At 59.6% G+C, this 12,319-nt stretch carries 5 protein-coding genes; 3 read left to right on the top strand and 2 right to left on the bottom strand.

Annotated features, from left to right (window positions below; genetic code table 11):
• Positions 1–30: 30 nt before the first annotated feature.
• A complete protein-coding gene (locus ABLU88_RS09360) occupies positions 31–6,129 on the bottom strand; it encodes an amino acid adenylation domain-containing protein (protein WP_348836384.1) in 6,099 nt (2,032 codons plus the stop codon).
• A gap of 183 nt (positions 6,130–6,312) precedes the next feature.
• Positions 6,313–7,272 (bottom strand): yersiniabactin transcriptional regulator YbtA, encoded by a 960-nt coding sequence (ybtA, locus tag ABLU88_RS09355; protein WP_025106339.1) that lies wholly within the window; start codon positions 7,270–7,272, stop codon positions 6,313–6,315.
• 256 nt (positions 7,273–7,528) lie between these two features.
• Here ybtA and ybtP point away from each other — a divergent pair, with 256 nt between their 5' ends.
• The 3 genes from ybtP to ybtX are packed head-to-tail and all read left to right on the top strand — an operon-like array spanning position 7,529 to position 12,303.
• Positions 7,529–9,241: a yersiniabactin ABC transporter ATP-binding/permease protein YbtP gene (ybtP, locus tag ABLU88_RS09350; RefSeq protein ID WP_064378011.1), complete on the top strand. Its 1,713-nt coding sequence runs from the start codon at positions 7,529–7,531 to the stop codon at positions 9,239–9,241.
• Positions 9,228–11,030, top strand: a complete 1,803-nt coding sequence (gene ybtQ, locus ABLU88_RS09345; RefSeq protein WP_348836382.1) for a yersiniabactin ABC transporter ATP-binding/permease protein YbtQ — start codon at positions 9,228–9,230, stop codon at positions 11,028–11,030. The genes ybtP and ybtQ overlap by 14 nt, the downstream gene beginning before the upstream one ends.
• Complete coding sequence (gene ybtX, locus ABLU88_RS09340; RefSeq protein ID WP_025106342.1) at positions 11,023–12,303, top strand: yersiniabactin-associated zinc MFS transporter YbtX; 1,281 nt, start codon at positions 11,023–11,025, stop codon at positions 12,301–12,303. Before ybtQ ends, ybtX begins: the two co-directional genes overlap by 8 nt.
• Positions 12,304–12,319 lie beyond the last annotated feature (16 nt).

Below are 12,319 nucleotides of genomic sequence, written 5' to 3'. Positions count from 1 at the left end.
GGCGTCCGGGAAAAGTCAGTTTGTTTCGCGTCAAATGCGCCGCTGACGCCGGCGAACCGGCCGCACGCGTTTGGTTTTCTCCTCCAGGGCTACGCCGGCGAGATAATTGGCCAGCGCGACAGGAGAAGGGTGAGTGAACAGGTCAAGCAGCGTCAGGGCGGCGAATTCGTGACGTTGTAACAAGACGTGCAGCTGCACCAGATTCAGCGACGTGGCGCCCGCCTCAAAAAAGTTCTCTGCGGGTGCGACAGGCTCGCCAACCACCTCGCGAAAGGCGTCGCAAATCAGGCTGACGCTGCTCTCGTTCGCCGCGATCCGCGGTTGAGCGCGCTCAGGGCGTAGCCGGCGGGCGCGTTGCTCCGTGATCTTAAGCGGGGGGGCCAGGTCGGCGAGCGGCAGTTGCCAGCTGCAGTCATCCTCCGCCATTCGGTTAAGCAACGCGCTATACTGTGCAAACTGGCGCTCCACCTGCCCGTCAGGAAACAGGGCGGCGACAAAATCCCAGTTAAAGCGCAGTTCCCCTTCGGATTCATAAACCTGGTGATCGAGCCAGACCTGCGGCGTCTGGGATATACCCCACACCGGTTTGAGCAGATTGCGCCGGGCAAGGAAGTTATCCTGCTCAAAGCCCAGCGCGCTGGTAAAGACGACGGGCATTGGGACAGCCGGTACGTTTTGCCGCCGCGCCAGTTGCCGCATCACGCGTATTGCCGACACATCGCGGTGGTTGAGGCTCTCGCTTAGTCGCTGCTGTAATAACCGCGCGCTTTGCAGCCAGCTCTCGCCGGGATGCCAGCTCAGCAGCATCAGCGAAGTAAAGTCGCCCAGGATCTGGTTGATTTGCGGGTGCAGCGGTCGTCTGTCGAAAAGCGTAAGGTTAAGCGTGAAATCGGGCTTTGCGCTCCATGCAGCAAGAACCGTTGACCACACGGATAACAGTACGGCCGACGGGGTGAGATGAGCGTCAGCCGCCCGCTGTTTCAGGCGACGCCAGCGCGCGCTGTCCATTGCCCCATTGAGCCGTGCGAAGCGCGGCGTCTCAACGTCCTGAGGCAAGCAGCGTAGCGGTAACGCAGGCGCCGGAGGAATATCATCAAGCTGCGTTTGCCACCATGCCAGAGAGTCGGGATTGGGCGTCCGCAGCGCGGGTTGCTGCAGATAATCCCTGAAGGTAACAGGAAGCGGCGGCGGCAGCTGCTGCGGATAGCGATAGCCGTGTTCCAGTTCCGACAACAGGATCTGCATGCTCAACCCGTCAAGCAACAGGTTATCCAGACACAGCCACAGGCGGGCGGGCATCCCGTCGACGAACCCGACCTGGAGATCGAATACCGGCCAGACTTCAGGGTTGAGAACCTGATGCGCCAGTCTGTCGCGTACCTGCAGCGCCTCTTCGGGGCTGTGCAGGATGTGCGCGGGTATCACCCACGGGGGAGTCTGTTCGAGAACCCGCTGTTGTCCATCCCGCACCACGGCGCGCAGCATATCGTGGCGGGCGATTAACCGGTTCCAGACCTTCTCCAGCCGGTGAATATCCAGATCGGCAATTTCAAATTCAACAAAGAAGTGTGAGCCTACGCCGCCAAGGGCAAAGCCCGGCTGACGCCCGACCAGGTAAGCCTGCTGCACATCAGTCAGCGCGAAAGGCCGGTAGCGTTCTTCAGGGGAGTGGACAAAGGGTTGTTCAACAGGGAGGTCGGTTTTACGCAGCGTGGCGGCAAAATCAGCCAGCCGGGGGTGATTAAACAGGTCGCTTAATCGTGCTTCATAACCCGCCTGGTGGAGCTGTCCGATCAGCCTGGTGGCTAGCAGGCTATCACCGCCATGCTGGAAGAAGTCGGTTTCTCTGCTGACGGCGCCCATCGACAAGAGCGGCTGCCAGATGACGGCAACCTGCTTCTCAATATCGCCCAGGGGTAAATCCGCTTCAGTCCGGTTTTCAGCTTCCGGGGTATGACAGCGCTTTAGCGTCTGATAGTCAATTTTGCCGTTCGCCGTCAGCGGTAAGGCGTCAAGTAAGAAGATCCGTTTCGGTACCATCCACCCCGGCAGACGTTCGGCGAGAGCGGACTGCAGCTGACGAGGATCGCGGTGTACCTGGCTAACGGGGCATTGTACGAGGAAGCGCTGCAATCCCTCGACTTCATCGCCGTGCTGGCAGTTGAAAGCGGCGGCGGTAAATATCGCCCCCCAGTCAGCGCTATTGTGAAGTAAGGCTTCGGGCTGACCATCGGTTAACAGAAGCGTGCTGAGCAGGGCGGAGGGCGTTAACTGACGAAACTCCAACACATAGAGCAGCGCGCCTGGAACGGCCAGCTGCTGTAATGCCGCGAGGAGCCCGGGCTCTTCCGGCAGCAGACGATGCAGGGCGTTATTCAGCCAGATAATGTCCGCCGAATGAGCATGCGCCGCCAGCGTGTCTGCACTCCAGAGGGCCAGACGGGCGTCAGACCACGGTGCAAGCCGCTGTCGGGCGCTCAGCAGCAGCTCCTGGCTGTGCTCAAGCCCGACATACTCAATCTCGTCAGCGCTGAGCCGGGTTAGCAGGCACTCTGCGGCGCGGGCGGTGCGGACACCCACCTCTAGCAGGCGTACCGGGCGCTGTAAACGCCGGGAAAGCTGTTGACAGATTGTCGCCAGTTCCTCGATATACAGGGCGCTGGCCGGATGGTCGAAAGCCAGACTTTCCGGCGACCACCGCGCATCGTTCAGTAATGACAGTTCGTGGCGAACGCCGCGAAGGATTTGCGTTAAGGTGAGGTCATGCCCGCTGAAAGAAGGAGGGTCATTGTCCGGCGCTTCCCCCGCACAAACCTGATAACCCTCAGCGGCGGGCTGCAGCCGCTGTTGGGTCACGAGAAAGGCTAACCAGCGTTCCACCACGGCCCGCCAGCGAGGCTGGATAGCGAGAGCATTCATCAGGGGAAGAGGATCGGCGCCAGGAGTTTGACCCGGTTTCAGTTTTAACAGGCGATGCTGAAGAAAATCAGCGACCTGGCCTGCGGAGATTTCCGGGGGGCAGACACAGCAGGGCAGCGTTCCGGCAAGCCCGCGCCACTCCTGGGGCAGCGCCGGGTCCCGATGATGGGTAACACAGAAAGCAGAACCCTGAGGCACAACCCAGGCCGCCAGGGTCTTTTCTTTTTCGCCGATCGCCACAACGGTTGACTGTTTCACTCCCGCCAGCTGGCTGAGCGCGCTTTCGATTTCACCCAGCTCGATGCGATATCCCCCGACTTTGACCTGCTTATCGCGACGACCGAGGAACTCTAACGTACCGTCTGGCCAGTAGCACCCGAGATCGCCGGTGCGATACCAGCGCGCGTTCGATTGCGTTACAAACTGCTGCTCGCTGCGTACAGGATCGTTAAAGTAGCCTTCCGCGACCCCGATACCGCCAATCCACAATTCGCCCGGTACCCAGTCCGGGCAGTCCCGGCCCAGTTCATCCACCACCCGGTAACGTTGGTTGGCCAGCGGAAAACCATAAGGGATGGCGCGCCAGTGGTCAGGGACCCGGTTAATTTCACAGGCGTTAGACCAGATAGACGCCTCGGTGGCGCCGCCCATGGCGATAAACTGTCCCTGGGGGTGGAAGGCGTGATAGCGGGCAGGAAGATCGAGGCCGATCCAGTCGCCGGAAAGCATGACCGCCCGCAGTTTCTCCGGCGCGGCGTCGGCGAAACCTTCACACCAGGTCAACAGCATATCGAACAGCGCCGGGACGCTGTTCCAGAGCGTAACCTGATGACGCTGGATCAATTCGCACCATGCGCGGGGATCGCGCCGTTGATTTTCCATAACGATAACCAGCGCGCCGCCTGCGCTCAGAACGCCAAAAATGTCGTAAACCGATAAATCAAAATGCAGGGCGGAGAGGGCCAGCACTCTGTCCCCGGGACCCACCTGGTAACGGGTATTGATATCGCAGCAGGTATTCAGCGCTGCACGGTGAGAAATGACCACGCCTTTCGGCGTGCCGGTCGACCCGGAGGTATAGATAATGTAGGCCGGCTGCGTCGGCGCGCGCGCCACCTGGTCGGCTAGCGGCTCCGCCTCGATGGCCTGCTGCCAGGTCAGGTGGGAAATATCGTCTGACCAGGCGCTGGCGTCGTGCTGGCAGGTGAGCACCAGCCGGACGTTGGCGTCGGCGTAGATTTTCCCGCGCCGCGCGGCGGGCTGGTCGAGCGAAACCGGAACGTACACCGCCCCGGACAGCAGAACGGCGAGGACCGCAACCAGCTGTCCCGCGCCTTTCGACATTGTAATAGCGACATTGTCGCCGGGCTGAACCCCGCACGCGATTAACCTGCCAGCGCAGCGGCGCGCATTCTCGGTCAGCTCACGATAATTCCACTGATAATGCGCGTCCGTTACCGCCAGCGCCTGCGGTTGCCGGAGGGCGATGCGGAAAATGCCTTCATGCAGCAAGCCCTGAGGAACGGGAGCGTCGGTTGCGTTAACCCGTTGACGTATCTCCCGCTGGCTTTGGGGCATCCTGTCCGCGAACGACTTCTTCCAGGCGCTTTCATCATCGCAGAGTTGGTTAATCAGCTGGCAGTAGGCGTTGAACAACGTCTCGACCAGCGCCGGTGGGAACAACGCGTCATTGCTATCCCATTGTAGCCAGACCTCGCCCCGATGCTCGAACGCCAGATGATCTATCCAGACCTGCGGCGTCTGCGAGATGCCCCATTCCGGTTCGCCCAGCGGCGACTCGGCGCGGCTGCTGTACAGGGAGCGCCCCAGATTGCTGGTAAATACCACCGGGGCGCCGTGGGGATGGCTTTGCTGGCGTTTGAGTTCACGAAGGAGCTCGACGCCGGACCAGTGGCGATGATCCCAGTCCTCAGTAAACGTGAGCTGGTTTTTACGCGCCAGGTTGCTGACGGTATCGCCATCGCAGGCGGTATCCAGCAGAAGAATATTGGTGAAGTCGGCAAGCATTTCGTCAACCGCCGGGTGCAGCGGCTGGCGGTCAAATAACGTGATATTGAGCAGCAGCCGCGTCAGGCCGCCCCAGCGCCCCAGAACGGCAGCAAAACAGGTCGCCAGCGCCATTGTCGGCGTCACGCCATTCTCACCGGCCCGTTGGCTAAAGGCGTTCCAGCGTGTTGTCGGGACAATCATGCGGCGTCGGGTATTACGGACTTCACGCAGCGTGGCGGGTTCGCAGGCTAGCGGTAAAACCGGCGCGGGTGGCAGCATCGATGCTTTCGCCAGCCAGTACGCGCGCGCTTTGTCGAGCAGCGGCTGATTGATCTTCTGCTGATGCAGCAGATAAGCGCGGAAATCATAGCGGGGGTCGCCGGGCGGCAGCGACTCTCCGGCCAGCAGGGCGTTAAGTTCATCGAAAAACAGCGTAAAGCTGGAAGCATCCATAATCAGCAGGTCGATATTGACATGGAGGCGGTGGCGATTGTCCGGCAAGAGCGTCAACTGGAAATCAAAGGTTTCGCCCATTTCCACGCGTAAAAGACGGTGGCTCAGGCGCTGGCGCAATGTTTCCAGATAGGCCTGGCGGCTTGCCTCGTCGGTCTGGCGTAAATCATGAACGGTGACGCCGTTCCAGTATGGCTGCGGTAGCCAGACCTGCTGCCCGTCGGCGCGAAAGGCGATATGCAGCATCGGGTGGCGTTGCAGTAAGATCGTGATGGCCTGCTCCAGCTTTGGCGCCGTCAGATCATGGCCGGCAAACTCCTGATACAGATGGCAACCGACGCCGCCCAGCGTCTGTCCGGGCATTCGGCCCGTCAGATAGGCATGCTGTACCGGCGTCAGCGGGAAGGGGGTACCCTCGCTCATGACTGGCCACGCCGCGTCCGCCGGGGAGCTTGCATCATCCGGTTTTTCACCCGAACGGCTGCGCATCAGCTGGCGCCATGCTGCCAACGTGGGGGCGGCATACAGCTCGCGAAGGGTGAGGCGGTAGCCCTTTTTACGAAACCAGTGTAACCATCTCATTAATCTTATGGAGTCCAGGCCCGCCTGGATCAGATTGCTCTCTTCCTGTAACTGCTGCGGCGCTACATTCAGTTCCTGTATTAACAGTTCGCGTAATTGTTGATAATCGGCCGCTTCGCCGTTGTCCGATAACAGCGGATCCTGAGAGGGGGCGCCAGAAATCATTCTTCCTCCTGATGGCACGTCATACCAAAAGCATTGCTTATATGAGAATAATTATTATTAACAATTGAGCGCTACCCGAATCGGGTTTATTTGTGCCCGTTTCGGTTTACGGTCGGCAAAAAACAAGGCCCGGATGGCGAATCCGGGCCTTGTTAACGGAGGAGTTTCTGGGGTAAGCCCTGGTTAGATCAGACGTTTGAAGGTCGACGGGGTGACGCCAAACTGCTTCTGAAATGCGGCGGAGAAATGGCTGGCGTTGGCATAGCCTAGATCCGCCGCCACCGTCATAACGGAAGTATTGCCATTGGCCAGCCGTCTTCTTGCCTCCTGCATGCGTTCAGCCTGAAAAAGACCATAGACGCTGTTGTTGAACAGAACGCGAAATCCCCGCTTAATTTTAAGCACGCTTAAACCGGACTCTCTGGCGAGTTCGGTGACCCCCGGCGCCTGCGTCAAATCGGCCAGCAGCAGATCCTTTGCCCGCAGCAGTTTCTGGCGTTCCATCGGATTGAAGTGGCAGGAGGAACAGCTGGCGTCCTCGCGATGTTCATCCAGCACCAGGCTGAGCATCACCAGACTTTGTCCCTGTAGCCATAACGTCGACGGTTTTTGTTCATGACTGAAGCCGCCGTGCATCCGCATCAGCGCGTGACGCAGGGCCTGAGCCGTTAGGTGGGTTTCAGCATTACAACGCTGCTGCTGGCAACAGCAGTGGGAGTCGATCTTATTTTTAATGACCGAGCTAATATCCGGCACCCACAGCGCGAGGGCTTCAGGGCTGAAAGAGAGCGTAATGCTCTCGAACCGGCCGCAGTAGGAGGCGCTGCCGCGGCAGTCTGGCGTATGGGTAATGTAATGACGATCGCGCGCGAGTTCCCAGTCGGTGTGGCGGCTGAGCCCCTGGATCGCAAAGCGCGATGTGCCTTCCAGAATGCAAGAGAAGTTAATCCTGCCCAGGTCGTCGTGCAGCTGCAACGTCTCGGGCTGAGCAAAGTGGCCCCGCCAGAGCAAAATATCCATACCTTCCTGCAAAGAGCAGCGCAGCAGCTCACACTGGGCAGGAATAGCGCCATCGTTCGCGGGTTTTCCAACCACTAGCTGGTGAATAGAGATTGCAGATTGCGTTTGTGGTGACTCCGTCATGACCGGGTTATCTCCCTGTGGCTTAGACCAATGCGGGTATAAATAGAACCGAATGGGGTAGATGAGTAATTGATAATGGTTATTATTCACATTAATTCCCGGAACGCCACCTTGAAATAGTGTTTTTGGCGTCCATAAAAATTCATCAGGAAAATCAGCCACTCCCATGTCATCTCACTCATCCAACACTGAATCGCTGTCCCGATTTCCTCTTTGGCAGGTGATTACCCCGGTTCGCCGGAAGGTGCTCCTGGCTATGGCGCTGGCGGGGCTGGCGGCCTTCACCAGCCTGGGGGCGCTGCTTTTTCTGGCATGGTGCCTGCGCGATCTGCGCGGGGCGCCTGACATCATCCCCGTCTGGCCGCTGAGCGGCGTAGTCGGCTGCGTGATAGCGACCTTTATCCTGCGCCTGCAGGCGTTCAATACCTCTCATTATGCGGCTTTCCATCTGGAGAATATTCTGCGCAGCAGATTAGCCCGCAAGACCCTACAGCTTGCGCCGGGCGCGTTACAGCAAATGGGCAGCGGATCGGTGGCGAAAGTAATGCTGGATGATGTGAAGTCGTTACATATTTTTGTTGCTGACAGCACGCCGCTCTATGCCCGCGCCATAATCATGCCGCTGGCGACTGTTGTTCTCGTATTCTGGCTGGACTGGCGACTCGCCATCGCGACGCTGGGGGTACTGGCGTTTGGTTCGGTGGTGCTGGTACTCGCCCGTCAGCGCTCGGAAAACATGGCTCAGCGCTATCATCAGGCGCGTGAACGGGTCAGCGCCGCGGTGATTGAGTTCGTACAGGCCATGCCGGTGGTGAGGACCTTTGATAGCGGCAGTACCAGCTTTTTGCGCTATCAACATGCCCTCGAAGAGTGGGTCGATGTGCTCAAAAGCTGGTATCGGCAGGCCGGATTTTCAGCGCGCTTTTCATTCTCAATTCTGAACCCGCTGCCGACCATATTCGTTCTTATATGGTGCGGATACGGCCTGCTGCACGCTGGCAGTCTCGATTTTATCGCCTGGGTAGCCGTTTTACTGATAGCCAGCGGAATGGCCGAAGCGGTAATGCCGATGATGATGCTTAATAACCTGGTCGCGCAAACGCGTTTAAGCGTTCAGCGTATCTATCAGGTTCTCGCGATGCCGGAACTCTCGCGCCCGCGAGCCGATCGACAGCCGGAAGAGGCGAGTATCACCTTTGAGCAGGTAAGCTTTCATTATCCGCAAGCGCGGACTGGCGCCGCGTTGCAGGAGGTGAGCTTTCACGTGCCTGTCGGGCAAATTGTGGCGCTGGTAGGGCCAAGCGGCGCCGGGAAAAGCACCGTGGCGCGGCTGCTACTGCGTTACGCCGATCCCGACAAAGGCCATATTCGTATTGGCGGCGTGGATCTGCGCGATATGCGGATAGAGACCCTGATGAAGCAAATCTCGTTTGTGTTTCAGGACAACTTTCTTTTTGCCGACACGATCGCCAATAACATCCGTCTGGGCGCGCCGGATACGCCGCTGGAATCGGTGATAGCGGCGGCCAGAGTGGCGCAGGCGCATGAGTTTATAAGCGCGTTGCCGGAGGGTTACAGCACGCGGGTCGGGGAACGAGGGGTATTTCTCTCCGGCGGGCAGCGGCAGCGCATCACCATCGCCCGGGCGCTTTTGCAGGATCGTTCCATTCTGGTGCTTGATGAAGCGACGGCGTTTGCCGATCCGGAAGGTGAAGCGGCGCTTATCAAAGCCCTCGCGGCGGCCATGCGCGGCCGGACGGTCATCATGGTCGCGCATCGTCTCTCCATGGTGACTCAGGCCGATGTGATATTGCTGTTTTCCGACGGTCAGCTCCGGGAAAGCGGGAGCCACGGGCAGCTGTTGGCGCAGGGTGGCCTGTATCAACGGCTATGGCAACGCTATCAGCAGGCGCAGCAGTGGGCGCCGGGTGGAACGCAGGAAGAGGCGGTGCAAAATGAAAGACACTAACCCGGTGGATAATCTGGCCTGGCGCGCGATCTGGCGCCAGCTTATCTCCAGCGTGGGCAGTCAGGCGGGAACGCTGCGGCGCAGTCTGGTTGCTCTGCTGCTGGCGGCATTGATGCAGGGGATCGCCTTCGCCTGTCTCTATCCGATCGTTGATGCGCTGCTACGGAATGAAGCATCGCGGCTTCTTCACTGGGCTTTGGCCTTCAGCATTGCGGCGTTGGTGACGCTGGCGCTCCGCTGGTATGGGCTGGGCTTTGAATACCGCGGGCATCTGGCGCAGGCCACCCATGAGCTGCGCCTGCGCCTGGGCGAACAATTACGCCGCGTGCCGCTGGAGAGGCTCCAGCGCGGCAGAGCGGGCGAAACGAACGCCTTGTTGCTGGGCTCCGTGGATGAAAACCTCAATTATGTGATTGCGATAGCCAATATTTTACTGCTGACCATCGTCACGCCGCTGACGGCGTCGCTGGCGACATTGTGGATCGACTGGCGGCTGGGGCTGGTGATGCTGCTGATCTTCCCTTTGCTGGCGCCGTTTTATTACTGGCGCCGCCCGGCGATGCGGCGACAAATGCAGACCCTGGGCGAAGCGCACCAGCGGCTGAGCGGGGATATTGTTGAATTTGCGCAGGGGATGATGGTATTGCGTGCCTGCGGTAGCGATGCCGATAAAAGCCGGGCGCTGCGGGATCATTTTAATGCTCTGGAAAACTTACAGACCCGCACTCACCGCCAGAGCGCGGGCGCGACGATGCTGATCGCCGGCGTTGTGGAGCTGGGACTACAGGTGGTGGTGTTGTGCGGAATTATCTGGGTGGTCACGGGCACATTGAACCTCGCCTTTCTGATTGCCGCCGCCGCGATGATTATGCGTTTCGCTGAACCGATGGCCATGTTTATCAGCTACACCTCGGTGGTGGAACTGATTGCCAGCGCCTTAAAGCGTATTGAGCAATTTATGGCGATCGCGCCGCTTCCCGTTGCCGAACGCGGGGAGATGCCGGAACGTTATGATATCCGCTTTGACAATATTCATTACCGCTATGACGACAGCGGCGCTCCCGCGCTCAATGACCTCTCTTTAACCTTTCCGGCGGCCAGTATGAGCGCGCTGGTGGGCGCTTCCGGCGCAGGTAAAACCACGGTCAGCAAACTGTTAATGCGCTATGCCGATCCGCAGCAAGGGCGGATTTCTATCGGCGGCGTCGATATTCGTCGCCTGACGGCGGAGCAGCTCAACAGCCTGATTTCCGTCGTTTTCCAGGATGTCTGGCTGTTTGATGACACATTGCTGGCGAACATCCTGATTGCGCGCCCGCAGGCGACCCAGCAGGAAGTGGAAGAGGCCGCCCGCGCGGCGCAGTGTCTTGAATTCATTACCCGCCTTCCTCAAGGCTGGCTGACGCCAATGGGCGAGATGGGCGGACAGCTATCGGGCGGCGAGCGCCAGCGGATTTCCATTGCCAGGGCCTTATTGAAAGATGCGCCAATCGTCATTCTTGATGAGCCGACCGCCGCGCTGGATATCGATAGCGAGCTGGCGGTACAGAAAGCTATCGATAATCTGGTTCACAACCGGACGGTGATTATTATCGCCCATCGCCTGTCTACCATCGTCGGGGCCGGAAACATCCTGGTGATGGAGGAGGGAAAAGTGGTTGAACAGGGCACCCATGGGCAGCTGCTCTCTCTTCATGGGCGTTACCAGGCGCTGTGGCACGCGCAAATGGCCGCCCGCGCCTGGCGCGCCGAAGGGGGTTCCACGTCAGAGGAGGTGGCGCATGAGTGACGTTCCGTCGAATGTGAAACCGCTGACGTTAACCACCGGGCGGGTGATTTTCGCCATTGCCGGCATCTATGTGACACAGAGTCTGGTATCGGCGCTCTCGATGCAGTCCTTGCCCGCGCTGGTGCGCGCTGCTGGGGGATCGCTTGCGCTTGCCGGGGCGACAACGCTGTTTATGCTGCCCTGGGCGCTGAAGTTTATTTGGGCGCCGTGGGTCGAGCGCTGGCGGCTACCTCCTGGCAGCCCGCAGCGCCGTTCCCGCATGCTGATCCTGCGCGGGCAGGCTGCGCTCGCGGCGATCCTGGCTATTGCCGCCGCGATTGGCGGGACAGGGCGAGAAGGCGGATTGCCCGAAACGCTAGTCGTCGCGCTATTTGCGCTGTTTATGGTGGCGGGTACAGTCGCCTCCACTATTGATATCGCCAGCGACGGTTTTTGCGTCGATCAGCTGACCCGCGCAGGGTACGGTTGGGGAAACAGCGTGCAGGTCGGCGGCAGCTATCTGGGAATGATGTGCGGCGGCGGGGTGTTTCTGATGTTGTCGGCGACCGTCGGCTGGCCTGCGGCCATGCTGATGATGGCGGCGCTGATCCTGGTCTTATCCGTACCCCTGTGGCGCATTGCCGAACCAACGCGCGCAGCATCTGTTCCGCATGTTCCGGCATTGGGTTATGCGCTTAGAAGGCGACAGGCTCGTCTGGGCTTAATGCTGGTATTGATGCTGAATTCCGGCATGCGGTTTGTGCTGCCTCTTCTGGCGCCGCTGCTGTTGGATCATGGTCTGAGCATGTCAGCGCTCGGCGCGCTGTTCAGCGGCGGTAATATTGCGGCGGGCATAGCCGGAACGCTGGCGGGTGGATTGCTGATGAAATGCCTCTCACCCGGCAGAGCGCTGTTTGCGGCTTATGGCGTGCAGGGCATCGCGCTGCTGGCGGTAGTGATGACGCTGCTGATAGCGCCGGGTCCTCTACTGCTGCCGATTCTCCAGGGGTTGATCGTTGTTCAATCTGTTTCGCTGGCCTGCGCGTTGGTCTGTCTTTACGCCACGCTGATGGCGCTTTCTTCGCCTTTGCAGGCCGGTGTCGATTTTACGCTCTTTCAATGTACTGACGCCGCCATCGCCATTCTGGCCGGCGTAGTCGGCGGCGTTGTCGCGCAGCGCTTTGGCTATGCGGCCTGCTTCCTGTTTGCCGGCGTATTCACGTTGCTGGCGGCGTGGATTGTTTCTATCCGACTGCGTTCGGCAAAAGAACTGATGACAAGCTCAATTGATTGATCCGGGAATAACACAG

Origin of the sequence: Klebsiella sp. GW_Kp182, from assembly GCF_040062275.1 — a bacterium.
In the GTDB taxonomy this organism is placed as follows: domain Bacteria; phylum Pseudomonadota; class Gammaproteobacteria; order Enterobacterales; family Enterobacteriaceae; genus Klebsiella; species Klebsiella michiganensis.
This window is presented reverse-complemented; position numbering and strand designations above follow the sequence as displayed.